The sequence below is a fragment of the Cupriavidus sp. FW305-F7 genome, assembly GCF_058782875.1.
In genome coordinates, this window is sequence record NZ_JBYSYC010000017.1 from 47,638 (window position 1) to 73,831 (window position 26,194).

The following is a 26,194-nucleotide window of genomic DNA, read 5'->3' on the forward strand; positions in this document are numbered from 1 at the left end:
CCGAAGCCAGGGGCGCCTGACCGGGCGCCTTTCTTTTTCCAGCCGTGCCCACCAACCCGCTCCCCGAGCCCGCCATCTCCATGGACACCACGCCGGAACTGCTGCTTGCCGCGCGCGTGCGCGACAAGCTCAAAGCCGACAAGCAGGCGCTGTTTGCCGACTTCAACCTCAGCGCCAACGTCGGCACGCTGATCACGCGGCTGCGCCGCGCTGTCGACGCCGCGCTGGTGGAAGCCTGGCGCGGCCTGGAGATGCCCGCGGGCGCAGCGCTGGTGGCGGTGGGCGGCTACGGCCGCGGCGAGCTGCTGCCCTACTCCGACGTCGACGTGCTGCTGTTGCTGCCCGCCGAGCCCGACCAGGACACCACCGGGCGCCTGGAGCGTTTTATCGGCCTGTGCTGGGACCTTGGGCTGGAGATCGGCTCTTCGGTGCGCACCGTGGACGATTGCATCCGCGAGTCGCGGCAGGACGTCACCATCCAGACCTCGCTGCTGGAGGCGCGGCTGCTGACCGGCAGCCGCAAGCTGTTCGAGTCGATGCGCACGCGCTACCTCTCCGACCTGGACGCGGCAGCGTTCTTCCAGGCCAAGCTGCTGGAAATGCGCCAGCGCCACGCCAAATACCAGGACACGCCCTACGCGCTCGAGCCCAACTGCAAGGAAAGCCCGGGCGGCCTGCGCGACCTGCAGGTGATCCTGTGGATGACCAAGGCGGCGGGCCTGGGCGACAGCTGGAAAGAACTGTTCGAGCGCGGCCTGCTGACGCAGCGCGAAGCGCAGGAGCTGGCGCGCAACGAGCGCCTGCTCAAGACCATCCGCGCGCGCCTGCACCTGGTGGCTGGCCGGCGCCAGGACGTGCTGGTATTCGACCTGCAGACCGCGCTGGCGGAGTCCTTCGGCTATCGCCAGACCACCAACAAGCGCGCCAGCGAACAGCTGATGCGCCGCTACTACTGGGCGGCCAAGGCGGTCACGCAGCTCAACAGCGTGCTGCTGCTGAACATCGAGGCGATGCTGTTCCCGAGCGAGTCTCAGGTGACGCGCGTGCTCAACGAACGGTTTGTCGAGCGCCAGGGCATGCTGGAGATCACCAGCGACGACGTCTATGAACGCGACCCGCACGCGATCCTGGAAACTTTCCTGCTGTACCAGCGCACGCCCGGCGTGAAGGGCCTGTCGCCGCGCACGCTGCGCGGGCTGTACAACGCGCGCACCGTGATGAACGCGGGCTGGCGCAACGATCCGGAAAACCGCCGCCTGTTCCTGGCCATCATGCAGGAGCCGCAGGGCATCACCCACGCGCTGCGCCTGATGAACCAGACCAGCGTACTGGGCCGCTACCTGATCAACTTCCGCCGCATCGTCGGCCAGATGCAGCACGACCTGTTCCACGTCTATACCGTGGACCAGCACATCCTGATGGTGGTGCGCAACATGCGCCGCTTCGCCATTGTCGAGCACACCCACGAGTTTCCGTTCTGCAGCCAGCTGATGGCCAGCTTCGACAAGCCGTGGGTGCTGTGCGTGGCAGCGCTGTTCCACGACATCGCCAAGGGCCGCGGCGGCGACCACTCAAAGCTTGGCACCGTGGATGCGCGCCGCTTCTGCAAGCAGCACGGCATTGCGCGCGAAGACGCCGACCTGATCTGCTGGCTGGTCGAGCACCACCTGACCATGAGCCACGTGGCGCAGAAGCAGGACCTGACCGATCCCGACGTGATCCACGCCTTTGCCCGCGTGGTCGGCAGCGAACGCTACCTGACCGCGCTCTACCTGCTGACCGTGGCCGACATCCGCGGCACCAGCCCCAAGGTATGGAACGCGTGGAAGGGCAAGCTGCTGGAAGACCTGTACCACATCACGCTGCGCGTGCTGGGCGGCGCGCGCGTGGATTCGCATTCACTGTGGTCGCAGCGCAAGGAGGACACTATCTCCGAACTGCGCCTGAAGGCCTTCGACCCGGCGCTGGGCAAGTCTCTGTGGGCGCAGCTCGACGTGGCCTTCTTCCTGCGCCACGATTCGCACGATATCGCCTGGCTCACGCGCCACCTGTACAACAAGGTGGACAGCCCCACGCCGGTGGTCAAGGCACGCGTCTCCCCCGCCGGCGAAGGCCTGCAGGTGGCGGTCTACGTCAAGGACCAGCCCGACCTGTTCGCGCGCATCTGCGGCTACTTCGAGCGCAAGGCGTTCTCGATCCAGGACGCCAAGATCCACACCACGCGCCACGGCTACGCGCTGGACACGTTCCAGGTCACCGACCCCGGCATGGCCGGCGACGGCGGCAACTACCGCGACATCATCGCGCTGGTCGAGCACGAACTGTGCGAGCGGCTGCGCCTGCAAGGCGCACTGCCCGAACCCACGCAGGGGCGGCTGTCGCGCCAGTCGCGCAGCTTCCCGATCAAGCCGCGCGTGGACCTGCGCCCGGACGAGCGTGGCCAGTATTACCTGCTGTCGCTGTCCGCCAACGACCGCACCGGCCTGCTGTACGCCATCGCCCGCGTACTGGCACGGCATCGCGTATCCGTCCACACGGCACGCATCAACACCCTGGGCGAACGCGTCGAAGACGTGTTCCTGGTCGACGGCAGCCGCCTGGCTGCCGACAACCGATTGCAGATTCAGCTTGAACAGGACTTGCTCGCCGCCCTCGCCATCTGAGGCGGGCGGGCAGCATCAACATATGACCGACAGCAATTCGCCGAAGCGCAAGACGCTAGGTATCAAGGCCGCCAGCGACACCGGCACGGCCGCGCGCAAGACCGGCACCCGCCCCGTGCGGGTGTCCGACCTGAACCGCAAGCGCGTGCAAGCCGTCTCCGAAGGCATCAAGCGCGCCCAGGAGCGCGCCGGCGGCAAGACCGGCGGCCGTCCGGCCCAGGGCGAACCGCAGGCCGGCGCAGCCCAGCCGCGCAAACCCCGCGCGCCGCGTCCTGCTGACGGCGAACGCCAGGCACGCCCGCGCCGCCCGGAAGGTGGCGAGGCGCGTCCGCGCCGCTTCGGCGATGACGAAAGCCGCCCCCGCCGTTATGGCGACGACCGGGGTGAGGCACGTCCGCGCCGTTTCGAAGGCAGCGAAGCGCGCCCGCCGCGGCGCTTCGGCGACGACGACAACCGCCCGCGCCGCACGGGCGATGATCGGGGTGAGGCACGTCCACGCCGCTTCGAAGGCGGTGAAGCGCGCCCGCCGCGCCGCTTTGGCGACGACGACAACCGCCCGCGCCGCACGGGCGACGATCGCGGCGAGGCACGTCCGCGCCGTTTCGAAGGCGGCGAAGCGCGCCCGCCGCGCCGTTTTGGCGACGACGACAACCGCCCGCGCCGCACTGGCGACGATCGCGGCGAGGCACGACCGCGCCGTTTCGTAGGCGGCGAAGCGCGCCCGCCGCGCCGTTTCGAGGGCGGTGATTCGCGTCCGCCGCGCCGTGCTGGCGAGGACAACAACCGTCCCCGCCGTTTCGAAGGCGCCGAATCGCATCCGCGCCGCGTTGGCGATGACGAGAGCCGCCCTCGCCGCTTCGAAGGCACCGATTCGCGCCCGCGCCGTTATGGCGATGACGAGAACCGTCCCCGCCGCTTCGAAGGCACCGACTCGCGCCCGCGCCGTTATGGCGATGACGAGAACCGTCCCCGCCGCTTCGAAGGCACCGACTCGCGCCCGCGCCGTTATGGCGATGACGACCAGCGCCCGCGCCCCGCGCCGTCGGGCGAGCGCCGCCGTGAAGGCACCGCGCCGGCACGCCGCTTCAGCGACGCCGCCGACCGCATCCGCACCGCCGGCCCGGCACGCCAGCAGGCACCGGCCGCGCGCCAGGAAAAGCCCGCCCGCGCCGAGTCCAGCCACGACGACGGCCTGGTGCGCCTGTCCAAGCGCATGTCCGAACTGGGCCTGTGCTCGCGCCGCGAAGCCGACGAATGGATCCCGCACGGCTGGGTGCTGGTAGACGGCAAGCCCGTGACCGCACTGGGCAGCCGCATCCGCCCCGACGCCGAGATCGAGATCATGCAGGAAGCGCGCTCCGAACAAGGCGAGCGCGTCACGGTGCTGCTGAACAAGCCGGTGGGCTACGTCTCCGGCCAGGCCGAAGACGGCTACGAGCCGGCCGCGGTGCTGTTCACCCCCGAGAACCAGTGGGAAGGCGACCCCACGCGCAAGCGCTTCGCCCCGTGGCAACGCAAGAGCCTGGCCCCGGCGGGCCGCCTCGATATCGACTCAACCGGTCTGCTGGTGCTGACGCAGGACGGCCGCGTCGCGCGCGCGCTGATCGGCGAGGATTCGACCGTCGAGAAGGAATACCTGGTGCGTGTGGTGTGGCACTCGCCGCAGGGCGTGGTCGAGCGCAATATCAGCGCGGAATTCCCGGCCGATGATCTCGAGCTGCTGCGCCACGGGCTGTCGCTGGATGGCGTGCCGCTCAAGCCAGCCAAGGTGAGCTGGCAGAACGAGGAGCAGCTGCGCTTCGTGCTGCGCGAAGGCCGCAAGCGCCAGATCCGTCGGATGTGCGAGCAGGTTGGGCTGCAAGTGGTGGGCCTCAAGCGCGTGCGCATGGGACGCGTGGTGCTGGGGGATCTGCCGCCGGGTAAATGGCGGTTCCTGGGGCAGTTTGAGAAGTTCTGATTCCAGAATTTGCCGACCCAAAAAAACCGGTCCCCAAGGACCGGTTTTTTTGCGCCTTGCGCGGGTTCGATACCGCGCGGCACAGCTCGTCAATCGTCGCTATTCGGCGGCAGATCCGGAAACAACACCTCTGTAAACCCAAACTGCCTGAAATCCTTGATCCGCATCGGATACAGGATCCCCTGCAAGTGGTCGCACTCATGCTGCACCACCCGCGCATGGAAGCCTTCAGCCACGCGCTCGATGCGGTTACCCATCAGGTCGTAGCCGCTGTACTTCAGCCGCAGATGGCGCGGCACCACGCCGCGCAGGCCGGGGACAGACAGGCAGCCTTCCCAGCCGTCCTCCATCTCGTCGGACTCCATTTCCAGCACCGGGTTGATCAGCACGGTCTTGGGCACGGTGGGCGCGTCCGGGTAACGCGGGTTGCGGTCGAAGCCGAAGATCACCACCTGCAGGTCCACGCCGATCTGCGGCGCGGCAAGGCCGGCGCCGTTGGCGTGGTCCATGGTGTCGAACATGTCTTCGATCAGCGTGCGCAGCTCCGGCGTATTGAAGCGCTCCACCGGCCGCGCCACCTGCAGCAGGCGCGGATCGCCCATCTTGAGAATCTCGCGGATCATGGTTGTTTCCCCGGTTATTCCTGTGCCGGCGCGGCGCCGGCCTCTGCCAGCAGCGCCAGCATGCCGGCCTCGTCCAGCACCGGCACGCCCAGCGCCTCGGCCTTGTCGAGCTTGCTGCCTGCCTCGGCGCCCGCGACCACGTAGTCGGTCTTCTTCGATACCGAACCCGCCACCTTGGCGCCGGCGGCTTCCAGCAGTTCCTTGGCGTCCTCGCGCGACATGGTGGGCAGCGTGCCGGTCAGCACGAAGGTCTTGCCCGACAGCGGCGCCGGGGCCTTGGCCACCGGCTCGCTTTCCGCCCAGTGTACGCCTGCGGCGCGCAGTTGTTCGATGACCTCGACGTTGTGCGGCTCGGCAAAGAAGTGCGCGATCGACTGCGCCACCACCGGGCCGACGTCGTTCACTTCCAGCAGAGCCGCTTCGTCGGCTGCCATCAGCGCATCGAGCTTGCCGAAGTGCCGGGCCAGGTCCTTGGCGGTGGCTTCGCCCACATGACGGATGCCCAGCGCGAAGATAAAGCGGTTCATGGTGGTCTCGCGCGACGCGTCGATCGCCACCACCAGATTGGCCGCCGACTTGTCGGCCATGCGCTCCAGCGCGGCCAGCTTGGCCACGCCCAGCTTGAACAGATCCGCCGGCGTGCGCACGATGCCCTGGTCGACCAGTTGCTCGACCAGTTTGTCGCCCAGACCTTCGATATCCATGGCGCGCCGCTGCGCGAAATGCAGCAGCGCCTGCTTGCGCTGCGCCGCGCAGATCAGGCCGCCGGTGCAGCGCGCGATGGCTTCGTCCTCGAGCTTCTCGATATGCGAGCCGCACACCGGACAGGCGGTCGGCATCACGAAGGCGCGCGCGTCAGCCGGGCGGCGCTCGGTCACCACGCCGACCACTTCCGGGATCACGTCGCCGGCGCGGCGCACGATCACGGTGTCGCCGATATGCACGTCCTTGCGGCGGATCTCGTCCTCGTTGTGCAGCGTGGCGTTGGTCACCGTGACTCCGCCGACAAACACCGGCTTGAGCCGCGCCACCGGCGTGATTGCGCCGGTGCGGCCGACCTGCACTTCGATGTCCTCGACGATGGTGGTCATCTCCTGCGCCGGGAACTTGTGCGCCAGCGCAAAGCGCGGCGCGCGCGAGACAAAGCCCAGGCGCTCCTGCTCGGCCAGTGCGTTGACCTTGTAGACCACACCGTCGATGTCATACGGCAGCGCGTCGCGGCGCTGGCCGATATCGCGGTAGAAATCCAGCAGGCCCTGCGCGCCCTTCACCACCGCGCGGTCCTTGCACACCGGCAGGCCCAGCGCGGCAAAGCCGTCGAGCATCACGCTGTGGGTGGGCGGACGGTCCACGCCCTGCAGCTCGCCCAGGCCGTAGGCGAAGAACGACAGCGGCCGCTTGGCGGTGATGCGCGGATCGAGCTGGCGCAGGCTGCCCGCGGCGGCGTTGCGCGGGTTGACGAAGGTCTTCTCGCCGGCCTCGGCCTGGCGTTCGTTGAGCTTGTCGAAGTCGCCGCGGTACATGAAGACTTCGCCCCGCACTTCAAGCACGGCGGGAGCCTGGCCTCGCAGCTTCAGCGGAATCGCCTTTATGGTGCGCACGTTGACCGTGACATCTTCGCCGGTCTCTCCGTCGCCGCGGGTGGCGGCCTGCACCAGGCGGCCGTCCTCATAGCGCAGCGACATGGCCAGGCCGTCGAACTTCAGCTCGCAGGCGTACTCGACCGCGTCGGCGGCGCTGAACAGGTCCTGCTCGCCGGCGGCGGGCGCGGTGCGGCCCAGGCCCTGCGCGCAGCGGCGGTCGAAGTTCAGCACGTCGTCGTCGGCGAAGCCGTTGTTGAGCGACAGCATCGGCACGCGGTGGCGCACCGAGTCGAAGGCCGACAGCGGCTCGCCGCCCACGCGCTGGGTGGGCGAGTCCGGCGTCTGCAGTTCGGGATGCTCAAGCTCCAGCGCCTGCAACTCGCTGAACAGCGCGTCGTACTCGGCGTCGGGAATGGTCGGCGCGTCCAGCACGTAGTACTGGTAGTTGTGGCGATCCAGCTCGTCGCGCAGCCAGGCCACGCGCTTGGCGGCAGCTTCGGCCGGCAAGGGGCCGGCGGGCGCGGAGGCATCTGCCTGCGCGCCGCGGTGTGTTGCGGTCATGGCAGGCTCCGGCTAGATGCTGAACAGGCGCTGCGCCACCAACGAACCGGCCGGCATGCCGCGCGCTTCCAGCTTGTTGTACAGCGTTTCAAGCTGGCTGAAGATCGCGACGAACGAGGCCTCGGTCAGCGGCCGCATATTGTCGTCGACCAGTTGCGCGCCCATGCGCTGGGCCAGCGTGTGGCCGTACTCGCACACGGTCTTGAACGGCTTGGCGGCCTGGTCGGCCACCGGCACGTCGAGCAGCAGCGTGATCTGGCGGCCGGCCTTGACGGTCAGGTCGTCGCGCAGGAAGTTGGTGTCGCCGAACTGCAGCGTGAACAGCGGACGCTGCACGCCTTCGGCGTTGGCCTGGTAGCGGATAAAGCGGGTGCCGTCGCGCGACAGCACCAGCCCGTCCTGCGTGGCCACGTTCTGCACGTACGCCGCCGACCACGGCGCGCCATCCGAAATCACGTTGACGCCCAGCTGCACGTCGCAGCCGGCGGCAAAGCCATCCAGCTCGCGCGCATTGGCGACGGTCTCGCTCATGTCCGGCAGGTCGGCCGAGGCATCGAGCGACTCGGCCAGCGACTCTACCGCGGTGATGAATTCCGAGAACTCCAGCGCGTTGAGCGGGCCGCCGCGGTTGGCCAGCTGCACGCCGACCTGCAGGTCTTCGTACTGGTGGCCGGCGGTGACCGGCTCCCATGCATTGGCTTCGGTGCGCAGGCCCTCGATATGGACCTGCTTGGTGCCGGCGCGGCGCAGCCGGCCGGTCAGGGGCAGGATGCGGTCACCGGAGGCCTTGCGCTCCAGGTGCAGGGGCACGATGCAGTCGATCAGCGGATCGATCAGGGCCGGCGTGGGCTGGCCATCGGGCACGGCGGCAAGCGGAGCCGGAGCCGGAGCCGGAGCCGGAGCCGGCGCGGGTACCGGGGCCGGAGTGGCCTCGGCTTCGGCCTCGTCCTCGGTGGTCTCGGCATGCGTCGCGGCGGCCGCGACGGACACTTCCTCGGCGACGACATCGTCGGCGTCCGCGGTGCTTGCTGCGGCCGCAGCCGCCGCAGCCGCGTGGTTGTTGCCCGTCGCCACCGCGGCACCGGCCGTGGCCGGCGCCGGGGAAAGCGTCGGCTCACGCCGCGGTGCCTGCTCGGCAGCGGCTTCGTGCAGGCGCGCGGCGGTTTCCGGCGCGGTGCTCTGGCCGACCACCGGCTCGCGCATCGGCGGCAGGTCGTCTTCGGGGCTGAGCTCGCGCGGGCGGCGCGCCTTGCGGATCTGCCACTGGTTGTAGCCGAACACCAGTACCACGAAAACCAGGCCCGCGACGATCAGTGCGGTCTGCAGGTCCATGTTCAGTTTCATGCTGCCTCCGCCATCGAAACCGCCGCGTCCATATCCACGGCCACGATACGCGAAACGCCCTGCTCCTGCATGGTCACGCCAATGAGTTGATGAGCCATTTCCATGGCAATCTTGTTATGTGAGATGAAAACGAATTGAGTCTTGTCCGACATGCGCGCCACCATATTGGCGTAGCGTTCGGTGTTGGCGTCGTCCAGCGGCGCGTCCACCTCGTCCAGCAGGCAGAACGGTGCCGGGTTGAGCTGGAACATGGCAAACACCAGCGCGATCGCGGTCAGCGCCTTCTCGCCGCCCGACAGCAGGTGGATGGTCGAGTTCTTCTTGCCCGGGGGCTGCGCCATCACCTGCACGCCGGCGTCGAGGATCTCCTCGCCGGTCATGATCAGGCGCGCCTGGCCGCCACCGAACAGCGACGGGAACAGCTCGCCGAAATGATGGTTGACCTGGTCGAAGGTGCCCTGCAACAGCGCGCGGGTTTCCTGGTCGATCTTGGCGATCGCGTCTTCCAGCGTGTTGATGGCGTCGTTCAGGTCGGCCGACTGCGCATCGAGAAAGGTCTTGCGCTCGCGCGCCGCGGCCAGCTCGTCGAGCGCGGCCATGTTGACCGGGCCGAGCGCGTTGATGGCGTTGTTGATGCGCGTGACTTCGCCCTGCAGGTACGACGGCTTCAGGTCGCCGGTCAGCTTGTCGGCCAGCGCGGCCTCGTCCACCTCGGCCGCGGTCAGCTGCTCGCTGAACTGCTCCTGGTTCAGGCGCGCGGCCTGTTCCTTGAGCTGCAACTCGGTAATGCGGTCGCGCAGCGGCTGCAGGCTGCGCTCGGCGGCCAGGCGCTGCTCGTCGTGCTGGCGCAGCTGTGCCGACAGCGCATCGAGTTCGGTGCGCGCGATGGTGAGCTTTTCTTCCTTCTCGGCGCGGCGCTCCAGCGCTTCCTGCAGGCCGGTATGGGCGGTCTGCTCGTTGATGGTCTCAAGCTCGGCGCGGGCGTTTTCCAGGGATTCGGCAATGCGTTCGGCCTGGTCGGCGGCCACCTGGATATTGCGGCGCAGCTCGTCGATGCGGCTCGCCAGGTTGCGCTCGGCAAAGAGGGCTTCCTGCGCGGCGCGCTCGAAGTCGCGCAGCTGGTGGCGCGCGCCCGAGAGCTTGCTGTCCAGCGCCTCGAAGGCCATCTGCTGGTCTTCGTGGGTGGCCTGCATCTCTGCCAGCGCGGCGTCGTGCTGCTCGAAGCTGGCTTCGGATTCGGCGCGGATGGCGCGCTGCTCTTCGATCTGTGCGTGGATCTCGTCCAGTTCCTCGCGGATCTGGCCGCTGCGGGCGGAATAGCGCTCCATCGCCTGAGACAGCTTGAGCACGTCCATCTGCAACGCGTGCACGCGGCGGGTGGCCTGCTCGGCGCGCGCGCGGGCATCGCCCAGCCCCTGGCTGGCCTGGGTGTAGGCCGCTTCGGCACGCACCGCCTGGGTCTTGGCTTCGTCGGACAGCAGCAGCTGCGCGCGCGCCTGCTTCTGCAGGTTTTCGATTTCCTGCTCGCGCGCCAGCATGCCGGCCTGCTCGGAATCGGCGGCGTAGATCTGGATGGCGTTGCGGCCCACCAGGTGGCCCTCGGCCACGACGAACGACGCACCGTCAGGCAGCGTGTTGCGCGCAGCCAGCGCCTGCGCCATGTCGGTGGCGACATAGATATCGGCCAGCCAGTCCTGCATCACGGCGCGGATGCCCGGCTCGGTGATCTGCACCAGCGACATCAGCGGGCGCAGGCCGACAGGCGTTTCCAGCGGGCGGGCGGCGGCCGGCGGCGAGTAAAACGCCAGCTTGGCCGGCGGCGCGTCGGACAGGAAGGCCTTGACCCAGTCCAGGTTCGACACTTCCAGCGCGGCCAGCTTCTCGCGCAGCACGGATTCGAGCGCGTTTTCCCAGCCCGGCTCGATATGGACCTTCTTCCACAGGCGCGGCAGCTCGGCCAGCTCATGCTTGGCCAGCCACGGCTGCACCTTGCCGTCGGTCTGCACGTTCTCCTGCAGCTGGCGCAGCGCCGACAGGCGCGCCTCCAGCGTGGCAATGGCGGAGGCTTCGCTGTGCACGCACGCCTGCGCGGCGCGGCGCGACTCGTCCAGGCGCGGCACGCTCTCTTCCGCGTCGGCCAGCACGGCCTGGGCTTCCTCGACCAGCGCTTCCTGCTCGGCCAGCTCGGCGCGGGCCTGCTCCAGGCGGGTCTCGTCGGGGCGGTCCAGGCCCTTTTCTTCCGCCGACAGGCGTTCGCGGCGCTGTTCCAGTTGCTGCAACATCTGGTCGGCGCTGCGCTGCTGCGCGGCTTCGAGCTTCAGGGCCTGCTCGGCCTGCATGATGCCGGCGCGCTGCTCGTTGAGCAGCTGCTGCGCGTCGCGCCATTGCGCTTCCAGCGTCGGCAGTTCGTCGTTCTTGTGGGCGACAGCTTCCTGCGCCTCGACCGTGCGGCCTTCGGCCACGGCCAGGTTTTCTTCGGCCTGCGCCAGCTCGTCGGTGGCCTGTTCGGCCTTGCCCTGCCACTGCTCGCGCTGCCCGGTCAGCGCGGCGATCTGGGCCTGCACGCGATTGCGCGATTCCACCACGTAGCGGATCTCGGCTTCGAGCTTGCTGACTTCGGCATTGGCCTCATACAGCGCGCCCTGCGCGGCGTGCATGCCATCGGACGCCCCGTAATGCGCGGCGCGCATGGTTTCGAGCTCGGCTTCGACATGGCGCAACTGCGCAGTCTGCGCCTCCAGGTCGATCTGGGCCTGCTCGATAGCGCGCTGGTGGCGTTCCTGCTCTTGCTGGGCCTCGCGCTTGCGCAGCAGCCACAGCAGGTGCTGCTTTTCTTCGCCGTCGGCGTGCAGCGTCTTGAAGCGCTGCGCCACCTCGGCCTGGCTTTCCAGTTTTTCGAGGTTGCTGCCGAGTTCGCGCAGGATGTCTTCGACGCGGGTCAGGTTCTCGCGCGTGTCAGACAGGCGGTTTTCGGTCTCGCGGCGGCGTTCCTTGTACTTGGACACGCCCGCGGCCTCTTCCAGGAAGATGCGCATGTCATCGGGCTTGGCCTCGATGATGCGCGAGATCATGCCCTGCCCGATGATGGCGTAGGCGCGCGGGCCCAGGCCCGTGCCCAGGAAGATGTCCTGGATGTCGCGCCGGCGCACCGGCTGGTTGTTGATGTAGTAGGACGAAGTGCCGTCGCGGGTCAGCACGCGCTTGACCGCGACTTCGGCGTACTGGCTCCACTGGCCGGCAGCGCGGCCCTCGGCATTATCGAACACCAGTTCGACACTCGCCCGGCCAGCCTGCTTGCGCGCGGTGGAGCCGTTGAAGATGACGTCCTGCATGGATTCGCCACGCAGCTCTGACGCACGTGACTCACCAAGCACCCAGCGCACCGCATCGATGATGTTCGATTTGCCGCAGCCGTTGGGACCTACGATGCCGACCAGTTGGCCGGGCACTTGAAAATTGGTGGGATCGACAAATGACTTGAAGCCCGCCAGCTTGATCGAGGATAGTCGCACGGTTTCTCGTGTGGTATCGGCCACTCCGGTATAGGAACCGGGGTCGGCCTGGTATCGGGGCTATTGCACTGTTCAGAAAGCCGGGCTGCGCGGGAGCCGGCGCGGCGTGACGCCAGCACCTCAAAATACCCCTCGGGCCCGAGAATTGGGGCTAATCATACCATCGCAGATGCCTTCGCCGGCCCGTTTGGCAGTCGCCCCGGCGTCATATCCCATTGCCGATTTCCCTTGCTATTCCGCCCCTTACAAGCGATTCCGCATGCACTTTGACAGGCGCCGCAGGCGCTGTCAGCCATCCGTGCCGGCCAACCGTTGGGAAACTTATTAGGGTAAATGCTAGTCTCTGATCTGTCGGCGTGACCTCGGATGCCCTCCGGGCCGCGCACCCATGAACGCCCCTCGCAGCCCTTGGCCAACCAGGAGGACAGAGCATGAGTGAACCGTCAGCGGCCGCCCGGCCGTGGTCTGTCAGCGACATCAACTACCAGGCGATCGACGTGGAACGCGTACGCGGCGACCGCGACCTGTTCTACCTGCTGGTGTCAGCCTCGTTCATCGAGAGCGGGTCCGACACCTATGCCGGCAACCTTGCCACCTATTACGCCCGTGTGCCCGATGCGGCCGACTGGCTTGCCGAGCACTGGGAGGCCGAGGAACTGCAGCACGGGCTGGCGCTGCGGCGCTATGTCGAGCATGTCTGGCCGGAATTCGACTGGGAGCGCGGCTATGCGCGCTTCTTCGACGAGTACAGCAAGACCTGCTCGATCGACCAGTTCGAACCGACCGAGGGCCTGGAAATGGCGGCCCGCTGCGTGGTGGAAACCGGCACCGCCGCCTATTACCGCGCGCTGGAACAGGCCAGCGACGAACCGGTGCTGCGCGACCTGACGCGGCGCATCTCCAACGACGAGGTGCGGCACTACAAGCACTTCTACCAGTACTTCAACCGCTTTGCGGCATCCGAGCGGCTGGGCCGGCTGCGCGTGCTGGGCGCGCTGGCGCGCCGGCTGCTGGAGATCAAGAACGAGGACGCCGCGATCGCGTTGCGCAATGTGTTGCGCATGGAGCGCGGCGTAGAGGCCGTGTCCGAAACCGAGGTGCGCGCGCTCAATGCGCGCGTGTCCGGCGTGATCCGGCGCAACATCCCTATCGAAATGACCGTGAAGATGCTGCTGCGGCCGCTGCACCTGCACCGCGGCGTGGAGCGCGCAGTGCGGGCGCCGCTGGTGGCAGTGGTGTCGCGGGTCATGCTGCACTGACCCGCGCACCGGGCTCAGTTACATGCCACTGCCTCGGCACCTGCTGCGGCCGGCGCCGGCGCGCGGCTGCGGTGCACCAGCCCCGACAAGGCCCCGGCCGCCACGATGCACAGGCCGCCGGCCGCTTCCTTCCAGCTCAGCACCTCGGTCGCCAGCCACCACGCCGATACCGCCGCGATCACGATCTCGAACAGCATCAGCAGCGACACGCGGTTGGCCGGCAGCCGCTGCAGCCCGTATTGCACCACCGAGTTGCTGACCACCAGCACCGCCGCCAGGCCCAGCACCAGCATGCCCACGCTCACCTGCGCGCCCTGGACGATGGTCACCGACGGGCCATCCAGCAGCAGCGCGGCCGGCACGCCCACCACCGTGCAGCCCAGGTAGACCACGACCGTGCGCACGCGTGCGTCCATATCCGGGAAGCGCTGGCCGGCGCGGCGCGACAGCACATTGTTGACGGCAAAGCCCATGCCGCCGATCAGGCCCGACCATTCCGCGGCGGAGCCTGGCAGCGGCACGCCGACCTCGGGCGTCCACAGCATCAGCCCGGCGCCGAACAGGGCCAGCGCCACCAGCGACAGCCCTGCCGCCGACAGCCGCTCGCCCAGGAACAGCCGGGCAAACAGCGCGGTCCAGACCGGGGTCAGGTAGAACAGCAGCAGCACACGCATCACATGGCCGTTGACGCTGCCCCAGACGAAGCCGGCGTTGGTCACGCCCGCCGCCAGCCCGATGGCGACAAACAGCCAGTGCGGGCGCAGGCCGGCCAGGTGCCGGCGGAAGGCCAGCAGCGACAGCACCGCCGCGACCGAGCTGACCAGCGCCGCGGCGTGCATGCCGCCCAGGCCCCAGCCCGCCAGCACGCGGTACGGGAACCAGGCGATGCCCCAGACCGAGGCGCCGATCAGGATGGAAAGCGATGCCTTGACCGCATGGCGGTCGGCCGGCGCATGCTGCGCCGCAACAGTATTTGTGCTCATAAAGGGAATCCGTGCGAGGCGAGCCGGGCCGCCGGCCGGTGACAGCAGGCAGCGTCCGGACGGCGCCGGCGGCATCACCAGGGCGTGATGCCCGCCATCCGTGCTCGCGGCCGGCCGCGCGGGCCGGGCCGGCGCACGGAAACCCGCGCCGTTCCTCTATAATGCGTCGTTTTAACCGGCCCCGACTGACACTGTGAATCCGCGCCTCGACCTGCTCCAGCCCTACCCGTTCGAGAAACTGCGGGTGCTCTTTGCGCAGGTAAAGCCTGCCGACAAGCCGGCCATCAGCTTTGGCATCGGTGAACCCAAGCATCCGACGCCTGAGTTCATCAAGCAAGCGCTGGCAGAGTCGCTCGCGGGGCTGGCGAATTATCCCACAACGGCAGGTTCCGATGCACTACGGCAGTGCATCGCCAGCTGGCTGGAACGCCGCTACGGCCTGCCCAAGGTCAACGCCGCCACTGAAGTGCTGCCGGTGACCGGCTCGCGCGAGGCGCTGTTCGCCTTTGCCCAGACCGTGGTCGACGGCACCCGTCCGGGCGCGCTGGTGCTGTGCCCCAACCCGTTCTACCAGATCTACGAAGGCGCGGCGCTGCTGGCCGGCGCCACCCCAGTGTTCGCCAACAGCGACCCGGCGCGCAACTTCGCCCCGGCCTTCGACCGCATTGCCGACGATGTCTGGCAGAAGGTGCAACTGCTGTTCGTGTGCACGCCCGGCAACCCGACTGGTGCGGTGCTGTCGCTGGAAGACTGGAAGCAGCTGTTTGCGCTGTCGGACCGCTACGGCTTTGTGATCGCCTCGGACGAGTGCTACTCCGAGATCTATTTCGACGAAGGCCGCGCCCCGCTGGGAGCGCTGGAAGCCGCGCACAAGCTGGGCCGCGGCCTTGACCGGCTGGTGATGTTCTCGAGCCTGTCCAAGCGCTCCAACGTGCCGGGCCTGCGCTCGGGCTTCGTCGCCGGCGATGCCGCGCTGCTGAAGAAATTCCTGCTATACCGTACCTATCACGGCGGCGCCATGAACCCCGCGGTGCAGAGCGCAAGCATCGCCGCCTGGAACGACGAATCGCATGTGCGCGAGAACCGCGCCGCCTACGTGCGCAAGTTCAGCGAAGTGACGCCGATGCTGGCCGAGGTGCTGGACGTGGCGCTGCCCGATGCCGGCTTCTACCTGTGGGCCGATGTCTCGCGCACCGGCCTCACCGATACCGAATTCGCCGCGCGCCTGCTGGCCGAGCAGAACGTGACCGTGCTGCCCGGCAGCTACCTGGCGCGCGAAGCCGACGGCATCAACCCCGGCGCCAACCGCGTGCGCATGGCCCTGGTGGCCACGCCCGAGGAATGCCTGGAAGGTGCGCGCCGGATCGTGGAATTCTGCCGCGCGCTCGGCTGAGCGCCAACCCATGACCGCGGCGCAGCCTGACCGCTGCGCCTTTATCCGATAACCACTGAAGAAACGCATATGACGCAAGCTCTGCAAGCCCTGATCGACCAGGCCTGGGAAGACCGCACCAGCCTGTCGCCCAAGTCCGCCCCCAACGACATCCGCGAGGCCGTCGCCAATGTCATCAGCCAGCTGGATTCCGGCGCGCTGCGCGTGGCCGAGAAGCAAGGCAAGGACTGGATCGTCAACCAGTGGGTCAAGAAAGCCGTGCTGCTGTCGTTCCGCCTGGAAGACAACGCGCCGATGAGCGCCGGCGGCTTTGCCCAGTTCTACGACAAGGTGCCGACCAAGTTCGCCAACTGGAGCGCCGACGACTTCGCCAAGGCCGGCTTCCGCGTGGTGCCACCTGCCGTGGCCCGCCGCGGTTCGTTCATCGCCAAGAACGCGGTGCTGATGCCGTCGTACGTCAATATCGGCGCCTACGTCGATGAAGGCACCATGGTCGACACCTGGGCCACCGTCGGTTCGTGCGCGCAGATCGGCAAGAACGTCCACCTGTCGGGCGGCGTGGGCATCGGCGGCGTGCTGGAGCCGCTGCAGGCCAACCCGGTCATCATCGAAGACAACTGCTTTATCGGTGCGCGCTCGGAAGTGGTTGAAGGCGTGATCGTCGAAGAGAACTCGGTGATCTCGATGGGCGTGTACCTGGGCCAGTCGACCAAGATCTATGACCGCGAAACCGGCGAGATCCACTATGGCCGCGTGCCGGCGGGCTCGGTGGTGGTGGCGGGCAACCTGCCGTCCAAGGATGGCAAGTACAGCCTGTACTGCGCCGTGATCGTGAAGAAGGTCGACGCGCAGACCCGCGCCAAGACCAGCCTGAACGACCTGCTGCGCGGCGACTGAGCGCGCCTGGCGCAGCCCGCAACGGCTGCGCCGCTCCGGGGCCCGCCCCCCGGGGCAGTATTTCCGTTGTCACCCCGCCTGGCCAGGCTGAACATGCCTTCCCTCCGCAAGCGACTCATGGCCCTGGATCCCACCACCGTCAGTACCGTGCTCTCCCTGCTGCCCACCATTCTCGAGCAGGCCAACAAGACCATCGAGAAACTGAAGAAGAACAAGCGCAAGGATGGAACGCCGGAAGGCGCAGTGGCCGACACGCGTGATCCCGCCGCCCGTATCGCCGAGCTGGAAGCCGCTGCCGTGCAGCAGGCCGAGGCCGTCAAGCTGCTGGCCGAGCAACATGCCATCACCATCGACGCACTGCGCAAGGAAGCCGCCCGGCTGGACCGCCGCCTGCGCCTGATGACCGCGGTGGCCATGGGCGGCGTGGCGCTGGGCCTGGGCGGCCTGGTGATCGCGCTGAACCTGCTGTTCCGCTGAATCCAATCCATCAAGACTAGCCATGACCGTCCTGCTCTACGGCATTCCCAACTGCGATACCGTCAAGAAAGCCCGCACCTGGCTGGATGACAACGGCGTGGCCTACAGCTTCCACGACTTCAAGAAGCAGGGCGTGGATGAAGCCATGCTGCGCGGCTGGCTGAAGCACGTGCCGCTGGCGACGCTGCTCAACCGCAAGGGCACCACCTGGCGCGCGCTGTCGGACGCCGACAAGGCCCGCGCCGAACAGGAAGCCAGCGCGATCGCGCTGATGCAGCAAAGCCCGTCGCTGATCAAGCGCCCGGTGCTGGCCCACGATGGCAAGGTGATGGTCGGTTTCTCCGCCGACCAGTACGCCGGCCAGTTCTGATTTCCATTTCCGTAGTCCGATGACCGCCACCCTCGCCGCCACCCTCGCCCTCACCGAAGACCTGATCCGCCGCCGCTCCGTCACGCCCGCCGACGAAGGCTGCCAGGCCATCCTGGAAACCCGCCTTAAGGCGCTCGGCTTTGACTGCGAAGCGCTCGTCAGCGGCCCCGACGATTTCCGCGTGACCAACCTGTGGGCGGTCAGGCGCGGCACGCAGGGCAAGGACGGCAAGCTGCTGGCCTTTGCCGGCCATACCGACGTGGTGCCGACCGGCCCGCTGGAGCAGTGGCATTCGGACCCGTTCGAACCGACGCACCGCGACGGCAAGCTGTACGGCCGCGGTGCCGCCGACATGAAGACCTCGATCGCCGGATTCGTGGTGGCGGTGGAAGAGTTCGTCAAGGCGCACCCTGCGCATGCCGGCTCGATCGCCTTCCTGATCACCAGCGACGAGGAAGGCCCAGCGCACGACGGCACCATCAAGGTGGTCGAGGCCCTGTCCGCGCGCGGCGAGCGCCTGGACTACTGCGTGATCGGCGAGCCGACCTCGGTCGACACGCTCGGCGACATGGTCAAGAACGGCCGCCGCGGCTCGCTGTCGGGCAAGCTCACGGTCAAGGGCATCCAGTGCCATATCGCCTACCCGCACCTGGGCCGCAACCCGATCCATGAAGCCGCGCCGGCGCTGGCCGAGCTGGCCGCCGAGGTCTGGGACCAGGGCAATGAGTACTTCCCGCCGACCAGCTGGCAGATGTCGAACATCCACGGCGGCACCGGCGCCACCAACGTGATCCCGGGCCACGTCACCATCGACTTCAATTTCCGCTTCTCGACCGCCAGCACGCCGGAAGGCCTGAAGGCGCGCGTGCATGCGATCCTGGACCGCCACCAGCTCGAATACGCGCTGGACTGGACCCTGGGCGGCGAGCCCTTCCTGACCCCGCGCGGCGAGCTGTCCGACGCGCTGTCGTCGGCGATCGAGGCCGAGACCGGCGTCAAGACCGAGCTGTCGACCACCGGCGGCACCTCGGACGGGCGCTTTATCGCCAGGATCTGCCCGCAGGTGATCGAGTTCGGCCCGCCCAACGCCAGCATCCACAAGATCGACGAGCACGTTGAAGTGCGCTTCATCGAGCCGCTGAAGAACGTTTACCGCGGCGTGCTGGAACGTCTCGTCGCCTGATTTTTTTCGCCGAAAGACACCCATACATGGCAACGCCCTCTCCCCTGCGCACCGTGCGCGACCTGCTGCGTCTCGCAGTCTCGCGCTTTACCGCCGCGCGCCTGTCCTTCGGCCACGGCAGCGCCAATGCCTATGACGAAGCCGCCTACCTGGTGCTGCATACGCTGAACCTGCCGCTCGACACGCTCGACCCCTTCCTGGACGCGCGCCTGCTGCCCGAGGAAGTCGATGCCGTGCTCAAGGTCATCGACCGCCGCGTCAATGAGCGCGTGCCGGCCGCCTACATCACGCACGAGGCCTTTATGCACGGCCTGCGCTTCTACGTCGATTCACGCGTGATCGTCCCGCGCAGCTTTATCGGCGAACTGCTGCAGGACGGGCTGGAGCCGTGGGTCGGCGAGACCGACAGCATCGGCCCGGTGCTGGAGCTGTGCACCGGTTCCGGCTGCCTGCCGATCGTGGCCGCGCACGTCTGGCCGAACGCGAAGGTCGACGCTGTCGACATCTCGCCCGACGCGCTCGCCGTGGCACGCCGCAACGTGGCCGACTACAAGATGGACGACCGCATCCGGCTGTATGAGGGCGACCTGTACGCGCCGCTGCCGCATGGCGCCACCTACGACGTGATCCTGACCAACCCGCCCTACGTCAACGAAGGCTCGATGCAGGCGCTGCCGCCGGAATACCTGGCCGAGCCGCGCATCGCCCTGGCCGGCGGCGACGACGGCATGGACGTGGTGCGGCGGATCATCGCCGGCGCCAAGGCGCGCCTGAACCCGGGCGGCGTGCTGGTGGTGGAGATCGGCAACGAGCACGCCAACGTGGAAGCTGCGTTCCCCGAGCTGGAAATCGTCTGGCTGCCGGTCAGCGCGGGGGATGAGCAGGTATTCCTGCTGACCTACGACGCCCTGCCGGGCTGAGTAGACAGGCAGGCCTGCTCGCCTGCCGTGCAATCTGGGCGAACACCGGCCACGCGCCGACCATGCTGACCGCGCACGCTCTACACTCACTGCTAGGCACCACGTTCGGTCTTGTCACCGAACCGTCCGAGCGTGGCAGCGGCAGGACCGACTTCCTGCCGCCTGTCACCTGGCAGCCGCTGCGGTCGACCCGCATCCTGCATGTACGCACCGATGCAACCGGCCACTCGCGCAGGTGCGCCTGTGCATTTCCTCCGATAACAACAACAGCGTGCTCGCTCCGCAGCCGGTGCAGTGGCAAACCCTGCGCCCGCTGGTAGCGGCCGAGATCGCGCAGTACCGAGACTACGCGGCCCGAACAGGCCGCCGCTGAAGCCGTGACCGCCAGCAACGCCCGCCTCCCCGGTTCGCCCGACGCCCTGCCCGCCCATGCCCCGGCAGCGCACGCCGCGCGCGGTATCGCCCTGCTGACGTTCGCCTTTGCGCTCAGCCAGTTCTTCCGCTCCTGCCTGGCGGTGATGGCGCCCGAGCTGCAGCATGATTTCGGGCTGTCGCCGGCGGGCTTTGGCGCACTGTCTTCGTCGTTCTTCCTGGCCTTTGCCGTGGCGCAAATCCCCGTGGGCGTTGCCTTCGACCGCTACGGCGTGGGGCGGCCGACCGCGCTGCTGCTGGCGGTGGGCGCCGTGTCGTCGATCCTGTTCGTGCTGGCGCCCAACGGCGCGGCGGCCACGCTGGCGCAGGTGGGGCTGGGGCTGGCGTGCGCGCCGGTCTTCATGGGCCTGCTGCATTTCGCCTCCGAGCAGCTGTCCGAGCGCGACTACACCCGCGTGGTCAGCCGCTCCAATGCCATGGGCATGATTGGCGCGCTGTGTGCCACGGCGCCGCTGGGCTGGGCCATCTCGCTGATCGGCTGGCGCCCGTCGATGGCGATATCGGCGCTGGGCATGGTCGCGGCCTGCTATGGCGTGTGGCGCTTCGTGCGCGACCAGGGCCATGCCGAGGCCCGCAGTGCGTCGTGGCCGGCGATGCTGTCGGAAAGCCTGCAGCTGCTGAAGCTGGCGCCGTTGTGGACGCTGATTCCGCTGTGCGTGGCAATGTCCGCCGGCACCGCCTTCCGCAATGCCTGGAGCGGCCCCTACCTGGCCGACGTGTTCGGCCTGGGCTCGGCGCCGCGCGGGGTGGCGCTGGCGCTGCTGAGCCTGGCCGGCTTCCTGACCGCCTTCCTGCTGCCGGTGCTGGTACGCCGCAACACGCTCAAGACCGCCATCGCCGGCTGGTCGTGCTTTGCCATGTCGGGCTCGTTCCTGCTGGCGTTATGGCCGGACAGCGGCATCGGCTACGGCGTGGCGATGATGGCGCTGCTGTCGACCATCGGCATGCTGCACCCGCTGGTGATGGCGCAGGGCCGCGGGCTGGTCCCGCCGTCGCGGCGCGGGCGCGGGCTGGGCCTGCTCAACACCTTTGTGTTCCTGGGATCGGCGCTGACGTCATGGGGCTACGGGCTGATCGCCAATGCCGGCCATGTGCGTGGCTGGCCGCTGCCCTCCACCTATGCGGCGATCTTCCTGTCCGCGGGCCTGCTGATTGCCGCCGCACTGGTGCCCTACTTCTTCAGCCAGCCGCACCCCACCAGTCATTAGCCAGACTCAGGCCGCGGAAAGCGCCCGCACCATGTCGGCGATGATGGTGAAGCGGATCACGCGCAGGCATGCCAGTTCGCCGGCAAACCCGCCGGTGAGCGCCGGGCGCTCCCGCGCCATGGCCGCGTTCTGTTGCTCGGCCTGCTCATAGAGCGCCTGCGCGGCCAGCCCGATGCCGCGCAGCATGGCGTCCAGCCGCCGCTCGGCGGTCACGCCGGTTAGGCCCAGCGCGCGCCCTGCCTCCAACACCAGCGCGCGCGAGAAATCGCTGTAGAACTCCACCCCCAGCACCGGCCAGGCAAAGCGGTGCGCCTGCGGCCAGCCGGTCTTGTCATAGGTGCGGGTGGCGTAAGCCGCCTCGCTGAGCAGGTCGTAGAACGGCGCCAACGCGATGCCGGCATCGGACACCAGGAAGCTCAGGTTCTTCAGGTGCGCATCCGAATTGCCCACCAGGATGTTGAACACCAGCCAGTCGAACAGCCGTGCACGCGCCACCGCTGGCGCGCGGCATAGCGTTGCCAGTTGCGCCAGCCGCTCGACGCTGCCCTGGTCGTACTTGAAGGTGCGCGGCAGGTTCAGCAGCTGGCAGGCATCGATCGCATGCAGCCGCTGCCACTGCCCGTGCTGCGTGAGGTGGCGATCGAAACGGTCGATCAGGTAGACCGGCGACGGCACATAGCGCCGGTACACCGGCGGCACCTCCAGCTTCAGCCGCACGGCCAGCGACATCACGAACCACTCGTTGATGACCGAATGCGGATAGATCTCCTGCATCTGGTGGGTCGGCTTCAGGATATGCGTGGACGGCGTATCCGCGCCGGGCTCGAACAGCGCGCCGTCCTGCAGCACCACCGCCAGCTTGTGCTGGGCGCCGGCCAGCGACATGCGCTTGACCGCGCCATGTGTAAGCGGCACGCTGGGCAGGCTGTGGATGCGGGCGTCAAGCGCGGCGTCGCTCAAGTGGCGCAGGGCCGGCGCGGTGGCCGGCCCGCGGCCGGGCGGCAGCAGCGTCAGCGAGCCCGCCGATTCCGCCCCATAGTGCGCCAGCAGGGCAAAGGCATCGGCCTCGTTGCGGATGCTGGCATCGCGTGCCAGCAGCGCACGCTGGCCGTCCTCGGGCAGCAGGTTGTCGAAGTACCACTGCACCGGCCGCATCGTGCTGCCATCGGCGAGCGCCTCCGGCTGCAGCGGCAGCGCCGGGCTCAGGGCGAAGGCGTGCGGGTTGCCCAGCCACGCCGCGTCATAGCGGAACGACCAGGCATCGCTGGCCTCATGTAGCTCGCCCACCGGCGTGCCGTTGATGCTGGCGACCAGTACGCGCTCAGCCATGCTGGTCGCCTCCCTTGACCGCTGCGCGCCGGTTGCGGCTACGCGCCTGGCGCTGCCTGAGCTTGGCCAGCTCGGCCGCTACCAGCGGTGCCGCCGCCTCCGGCATGTCGACCACCACGCGCAGGCCAAGCCCTTCCAGCACCTGGAACAGCTTGCCCCACTGGATGCCTTCGGCCCCGTTCTCCACGCGCACCATGAAGTTCTCGCTGACGCCGATGGCGCCTGCGGCATCGTCCTGGCGCAGGCCTTGCGCCTTGCGGGCAGCGCGCACGAAGGCGCCGATATCGCCGGGTTCGGTGAGGGTCACTGGCACAAAAATCTCCTTGATTGCAAAGACTTTAGTGTCTTCAGGCGGGAAAATCAAGAAATCTCCCTGATTGCAAAGATTCAAGCCTCTGATCGCGACCCACCGCAAAAATCTCCTCATTCACAAAGATTATTGCTGTAGCGGGCAGCCGGACAGACACAACGAATCGCGCCGGTGCCGCCGTACCGCTTCGCCAGCAAAAAGCCAGACTTATCGATTTAAGAATTCCGCTGGCGGGCTTACACCTTTACCGTTTGTGACACCAACATCCCAGCCCGACTTGGCGACAAGGGACAACGGCTGCGCCCGCGGCCGACACAACGAGGAGACAACTGATGGCATCCCTGATCGCATCCCGGCGCCCCGCTCGGGGGCGCCGCGCATGGCTGGCCGGCATGCTGGCCACGGCCGCCATGGTCACCACCGCCGCCTTGCCGTCCGGCGCCAGCGCGGAAACCTGGCCATCGCGCCCGATCCAGCTGCTGATTCCCTATCCGCCGGGCGGCAGCGCCGACCTGCTGGCGCGCCCGGTCGCCGCCAAACTGCAGGAGCGCCTGGGCCAGCCCGTGGTGCTGGACTACCGGCCCGGCGCCGGCGGCACCATCGCCAGCCAGGCGCTGGCGCGGGCCAAGCCCGACGGCTACACCCTGATCATGGTGCTGGCCGCCCATGCCATCAATGCCAGCCTGTACCCGAAGCTGCCCTATGACACACGCAAGGACTTCGCGCCGGTCTCGCTAGTGGCCAACCTGCCGATGATCCTGGCTGGGAGCCCTTCGCTGCAGGCCACCAACGTGAAGGAGCTGATTGCCGAGGCCAAGGCCGCGCCCGGCAAGCTGACCTTCGCCTCGGCCGGCAACGGCAATACCGGCCACCTGGCGGGGGAGCTGTTCGATTCCGTCGCGGGCATCAAGATGACCCACGTTCCGTACAAGGGCAGCGCACAGGTGGTGACGGCAATGCTGTCGGGCGAGGTCCAGCTGACCTTCGACAGCATCTCCACCACCCTGCCGCACGTGAAGAGCGGCAAGCTGCGCGCACTGGCCGTGACCGGCAGCCAGCGCGCCGCGGTCGCGCCCGAGGTGCCGACGCTGGCCGAGGCCGGCGTGCCGGGCATCAGCATCACCGGCTGGTACGCGGTGCTGGCACCGGCCGGCACGCCGCAGCCCGTGATCGACCGGCTCAGCACCGAGATTGCCACGGTGCTGCGCCAGCCCGAACTGAAGGCCACGCTGGCCGCCAACGGCTATGAGCCGGTGGGCTCGACGCCCGCCGCGCTGCGCACCCATATCGACGCCGAGATCAACCGCTGGAGCAAGGTGGTGAAGGAGTCCGGCGCACAGATCCAGTAAGTCTGCTTCGATCCATCATCGCTCTTCGGGTGCGCCACGCTGGCACCCGCATCTCCTTGCCGAACATGACCCAACCGACCCCGCTTCTACGCCCCTTCACCACCATGTCCGTGCTCGTGCGCGAGCACGCCACGCAGCGCCCCGCACAGCGCGCCCTGATGCATGGCGAGCGCGTGCTCGACTATGCCGGTCTAGATGCCGCCATGGACCGCATCGCCGCGGCGCTGGCCCGCGACGGCGTGCGCCCCGGCGAAGCCATCGCCATCTGCGCGTCGTCCTCGATCGAATACGCCGCGGTGTACCTGGGCGCGGTGCGCGCCGGCGTGGTCGTGGCGCCGCTGGCGCCGTCATCCACGCCGGACAGCCTGGCCGGCATGGTTGCCGACGCGGGCGCGCGCATCCTGTTCGCGGATGCCACCGTGGCCGACGTGCTGCAGCCCGTGCGCGGCCAGCTGGCCGCCACGCCCATCGTCACGCTGGACGGCAGCGACGCAGGCCAGCCGTACCAGGCCTGGCTGGCACCCGCCGGCACGCCGGTGACCGAGCCCGGGATCCGCCCCGAGATGCCGCTCAACATCATCTATTCCTCCGGCACCACCGGCACCCCCAAGGGCATCGTGCAGTCGCACGGCATGCGCTGGGCCCATGTGTCGCGCGGCGCCGCCACCGGCTACGGCACGCATGCCATCACGCTGCTGTCGACGCCGCTGTACTCCAACACCACGCTGGCCAGCTTCTTCCCGACCATCGGCCTGGGCGGCACGGCGATCCTGATGACCAAGTTCGATGCGGGCCAGTACCTGGCGCTGGCACAGCAGCATCGCGCCACGCACACCATGCTGGTGCCGGTGCAGTACCAGCGGCTGCTGGCACATCCGGAGTTCGACCGCCATGACCTGTCGTCCTTCCAGCAGAAGTTCTGCACCAGCGCGCCGTTCAGCCCCGCCCTGAAGGCCGAAGTGCTGCGGCGCTGGCCGGGCGCGCTGACCGAGCTGTACGGCATGACCGAAGGCGGCGGCGGCTGCCTGCTGTTCGCCGACCAGTTCCCCGACAAGCTGCATACCGTGGGGCGCCCCGCCACCGGTGCCGATGTGCGCATCATCGACGACGAGGGCCGCGAGCTGCCGCCCGGCAGCACCGGCGAAGTGGTGGGCCGCTCGGCGGCGATGATGAACGGCTACCACAACCAGCCGGAGAAGACGGCCGAGACCGAATGGCATGACGCGCAGGGCCAGCGCTTTATCCGCACCGGCGATATCGGCCACTTCGACGAAGACGGCTTCCTGGTGCTGATGGACCGCAAGAAGGACATGATCATCTCGGGCGGCTTCAACATCTACCCGAGCGATCTCGAGGCGGTGGTGCGCGAACACCCGGCGGTGGCAGACGTGTCGGTGGTGGGCGTGCCGTCGGAGCGCTGGGGCGAGACCCCGGTGGCCTTCGTCGCGCTGCGCGCCGGCGGCGGCGCCACGGCGCAGGACGTGCTGGCCTGGGCCAACCAGCACCTGGGCAAGACCCAGCGGCTGGCCGCGATACATGAGGTGGAGAGCCTGCCGCGCAGCGCCATCGGCAAGGTGCTCAAGCGCGAACTGCGCGACCGCATCACCGGCGCCTGACGCGCCGCGCACGGCACAAGCGCAGGCATCCACGCAAAAAGTTCGCGGGGGTGCTTGCGCAATCGAAAAGGCGTCTCTATAATTCGCGCCTTCGCTAGGCTCGTAGCTCAGCTGGTTAGAGCACCACCTTGACATGGTGGGGGTCGTTGGTTCGAGTCCAATCGAGCCTACCAACGCACAACGGAACACGGACGGTACGCATTGCGCACCGTCCGTTTTTCTTTT

19 protein-coding genes and 1 tRNA gene are annotated in these 26,194 nt (G+C 68.2%); 13 read left to right on the plus strand and 7 right to left on the minus strand.

All coding sequences use genetic code 11. The features are described from left to right. The first annotated feature begins 80 nt into the window (after window positions 1-80). Together AC3WL8_RS17510 and AC3WL8_RS17515 are read left to right on the plus strand one after the other, a co-directional pair. Window positions 81-2,663: a [protein-PII] uridylyltransferase gene (locus AC3WL8_RS17510; RefSeq protein WP_041227946.1), complete on the plus strand. Its 2,583-nt coding sequence runs from the start codon at window positions 81-83 to the stop codon at window positions 2,661-2,663. Between the two features lie 22 nt (window positions 2,664-2,685). Next, complete coding sequence (locus tag AC3WL8_RS17515; RefSeq protein WP_492378491.1) at window positions 2,686-4,620, plus strand: pseudouridine synthase; 1,935 nt, start codon at window positions 2,686-2,688, stop codon at window positions 4,618-4,620. Between the two features lie 89 nt (window positions 4,621-4,709). On the opposite strand, the gene def is transcribed toward AC3WL8_RS17515, so the two are convergent. The 4 genes from def to smc are packed head-to-tail and all read right to left on the minus strand — an operon-like array spanning window position 4,710 to window position 12,243. Next, window positions 4,710-5,243 (minus strand): peptide deformylase, encoded by a 534-nt coding sequence (gene def, locus AC3WL8_RS17520; RefSeq protein ID WP_013956965.1) that lies wholly within the window; start codon window positions 5,241-5,243, stop codon window positions 4,710-4,712. 14 nt (window positions 5,244-5,257) lie between these two features. Then, window positions 5,258-7,387, minus strand: coding sequence for an NAD-dependent DNA ligase LigA (gene ligA / locus AC3WL8_RS17525; RefSeq protein ID WP_492378492.1), 2,130 nt, complete (start codon window positions 7,385-7,387; stop codon window positions 5,258-5,260). Window positions 7,388-7,399: 12 nt separating this feature from the next. After that, window positions 7,400-8,731 (minus strand): cell division protein ZipA C-terminal FtsZ-binding domain-containing protein, encoded by a 1,332-nt coding sequence (locus AC3WL8_RS17530; protein ID WP_492378493.1) that lies wholly within the window; start codon window positions 8,729-8,731, stop codon window positions 7,400-7,402. Beyond that, complete coding sequence (gene smc, locus AC3WL8_RS17535; RefSeq protein WP_041227949.1) at window positions 8,728-12,243, minus strand: chromosome segregation protein SMC; 3,516 nt, start codon at window positions 12,241-12,243, stop codon at window positions 8,728-8,730. Before smc ends, AC3WL8_RS17530 begins: the two co-directional genes overlap by 4 nt. A 431-nt stretch (window positions 12,244-12,674) precedes the next feature. Between smc and AC3WL8_RS17540 the strand changes: the two genes are divergently transcribed. Further along, window positions 12,675-13,502: a ferritin-like domain-containing protein gene (locus AC3WL8_RS17540; RefSeq protein ID WP_013956969.1), complete on the plus strand. Its 828-nt coding sequence runs from the start codon at window positions 12,675-12,677 to the stop codon at window positions 13,500-13,502. A 14-nt stretch (window positions 13,503-13,516) separates the two neighbouring features. On the opposite strand, the gene AC3WL8_RS17545 is transcribed toward AC3WL8_RS17540, so the two are convergent. Next, entirely contained in the window at window positions 13,517-14,485 is a 969-nt protein-coding gene (locus tag AC3WL8_RS17545; RefSeq protein ID WP_013956970.1) for a DMT family transporter, read from the minus strand. A 193-nt stretch (window positions 14,486-14,678) separates the two neighbouring features. Here AC3WL8_RS17545 and dapC point away from each other — a divergent pair, with 193 nt between their 5' ends. From dapC to AC3WL8_RS17580, 7 genes are all read left to right on the plus strand, one after another. After that, window positions 14,679-15,878: a succinyldiaminopimelate transaminase gene (dapC, locus tag AC3WL8_RS17550; RefSeq protein WP_013956971.1), complete on the plus strand. Its 1,200-nt coding sequence runs from the start codon at window positions 14,679-14,681 to the stop codon at window positions 15,876-15,878. A 69-nt stretch (window positions 15,879-15,947) separates the two neighbouring features. Beyond that, complete coding sequence (gene dapD / locus AC3WL8_RS17555) at window positions 15,948-16,775, plus strand: 2,3,4,5-tetrahydropyridine-2,6-dicarboxylate N-succinyltransferase (protein WP_013956972.1); 828 nt, start codon at window positions 15,948-15,950, stop codon at window positions 16,773-16,775. Between the two features lie 93 nt (window positions 16,776-16,868). After that, complete coding sequence (locus tag AC3WL8_RS17560) at window positions 16,869-17,252, plus strand: hypothetical protein (RefSeq protein WP_011615476.1); 384 nt, start codon at window positions 16,869-16,871, stop codon at window positions 17,250-17,252. Window positions 17,253-17,274: 22 nt separating this feature from the next. Beyond that, a complete protein-coding gene (locus AC3WL8_RS17565; protein ID WP_013956973.1) occupies window positions 17,275-17,622 on the plus strand; it encodes an ArsC family reductase in 348 nt (115 codons plus the stop codon). A 19-nt stretch (window positions 17,623-17,641) separates the two neighbouring features. Beyond that, window positions 17,642-18,805, plus strand: coding sequence for a succinyl-diaminopimelate desuccinylase (dapE, locus tag AC3WL8_RS17570; RefSeq protein WP_013956974.1), 1,164 nt, complete (start codon window positions 17,642-17,644; stop codon window positions 18,803-18,805). Between the two features lie 26 nt (window positions 18,806-18,831). Next, a complete protein-coding gene (gene prmB / locus AC3WL8_RS17575) occupies window positions 18,832-19,725 on the plus strand; it encodes a 50S ribosomal protein L3 N(5)-glutamine methyltransferase (protein ID WP_492378494.1) in 894 nt (297 codons plus the stop codon). A gap of 377 nt (window positions 19,726-20,102) precedes the next feature. Beyond that, complete coding sequence (locus AC3WL8_RS17580) at window positions 20,103-21,365, plus strand: MFS transporter (protein WP_013956977.1); 1,263 nt, start codon at window positions 20,103-20,105, stop codon at window positions 21,363-21,365. Between the two features lie 6 nt (window positions 21,366-21,371). On the opposite strand, the gene AC3WL8_RS17585 is transcribed toward AC3WL8_RS17580, so the two are convergent. Then, entirely contained in the window at window positions 21,372-22,694 is a 1,323-nt protein-coding gene (locus tag AC3WL8_RS17585) for a HipA domain-containing protein (RefSeq protein WP_013956978.1), read from the minus strand. Then, on the minus strand, window positions 22,687-23,007 hold the full coding sequence (locus AC3WL8_RS17590) for a helix-turn-helix domain-containing protein (RefSeq protein ID WP_013956979.1): 321 nt from the start codon (window positions 23,005-23,007) through the stop codon (window positions 22,687-22,689). Before AC3WL8_RS17590 ends, AC3WL8_RS17585 begins: the two co-directional genes overlap by 8 nt. A gap of 329 nt (window positions 23,008-23,336) precedes the next feature. Between AC3WL8_RS17590 and AC3WL8_RS17595 the strand changes: the two genes are divergently transcribed. The 3 genes from AC3WL8_RS17595 to AC3WL8_RS17605 all read left to right on the plus strand — a co-directional run bounded on the left by AC3WL8_RS17595 (window position 23,337) and on the right by AC3WL8_RS17605 (window position 26,142). Then, window positions 23,337-24,353 (plus strand): tripartite tricarboxylate transporter substrate binding protein, encoded by a 1,017-nt coding sequence (locus tag AC3WL8_RS17595; RefSeq protein ID WP_013956980.1) that lies wholly within the window; start codon window positions 23,337-23,339, stop codon window positions 24,351-24,353. Between the two features lie 65 nt (window positions 24,354-24,418). Continuing rightward, the gene (locus AC3WL8_RS17600; protein WP_013956981.1) at window positions 24,419-25,969 is read left to right on the plus strand and encodes a class I adenylate-forming enzyme family protein; all 1,551 of its coding nucleotides are present in this window, start codon (window positions 24,419-24,421) and stop codon (window positions 25,967-25,969) included. 96 nt (window positions 25,970-26,065) lie between these two features. Continuing rightward, window positions 26,066-26,142 (plus strand) — tRNA-Val (locus AC3WL8_RS17605). Window positions 26,143-26,194 lie beyond the last annotated feature (52 nt).

Excerpts from the sequence above, each read along its gene's own strand:
- AC3WL8_RS17560 (WP_011615476.1), top strand. The coding sequence starts at position 16,869 with ATGCCTTCCCTCCGCAAGCGACTCATGGCCCTGGATCCCACCACCGTC.
- AC3WL8_RS17530 (WP_492378493.1), bottom strand. The coding sequence starts at position 8,731 with ATGAAACTGAACATGGACCTGCAGACCGCACTGATCGTCGCGGGCCTG.
- AC3WL8_RS17515 (WP_492378491.1), top strand. The coding sequence starts at position 2,686 with ATGACCGACAGCAATTCGCCGAAGCGCAAGACGCTAGGTATCAAGGCC.
- AC3WL8_RS17545 (WP_013956970.1), bottom strand. The coding sequence starts at position 14,485 with ATGAGCACAAATACTGTTGCGGCGCAGCATGCGCCGGCCGACCGCCAT.
- AC3WL8_RS17540 (WP_013956969.1), top strand. The coding sequence starts at position 12,675 with ATGAGTGAACCGTCAGCGGCCGCCCGGCCGTGGTCTGTCAGCGACATC.
- AC3WL8_RS17600 (WP_013956981.1), top strand. The coding sequence starts at position 24,419 with ATGACCCAACCGACCCCGCTTCTACGCCCCTTCACCACCATGTCCGTG.
- def (WP_013956965.1), bottom strand. The coding sequence starts at position 5,243 with ATGATCCGCGAGATTCTCAAGATGGGCGATCCGCGCCTGCTGCAGGTG.
- AC3WL8_RS17585 (WP_013956978.1), bottom strand. The coding sequence starts at position 22,694 with ATGGCTGAGCGCGTACTGGTCGCCAGCATCAACGGCACGCCGGTGGGC.
- AC3WL8_RS17565 (WP_013956973.1), top strand. The coding sequence starts at position 17,275 with ATGACCGTCCTGCTCTACGGCATTCCCAACTGCGATACCGTCAAGAAA.
- AC3WL8_RS17510 (WP_041227946.1), top strand. The coding sequence starts at position 81 with ATGGACACCACGCCGGAACTGCTGCTTGCCGCGCGCGTGCGCGACAAG.
- AC3WL8_RS17595 (WP_013956980.1), top strand. The coding sequence starts at position 23,337 with ATGGCATCCCTGATCGCATCCCGGCGCCCCGCTCGGGGGCGCCGCGCA.
- prmB (WP_492378494.1), top strand. The coding sequence starts at position 18,832 with ATGGCAACGCCCTCTCCCCTGCGCACCGTGCGCGACCTGCTGCGTCTC.
- dapE (WP_013956974.1), top strand. The coding sequence starts at position 17,642 with ATGACCGCCACCCTCGCCGCCACCCTCGCCCTCACCGAAGACCTGATC.
- ligA (WP_492378492.1), bottom strand. The coding sequence starts at position 7,387 with ATGACCGCAACACACCGCGGCGCGCAGGCAGATGCCTCCGCGCCCGCC.
- dapD (WP_013956972.1), top strand. The coding sequence starts at position 15,948 with ATGACGCAAGCTCTGCAAGCCCTGATCGACCAGGCCTGGGAAGACCGC.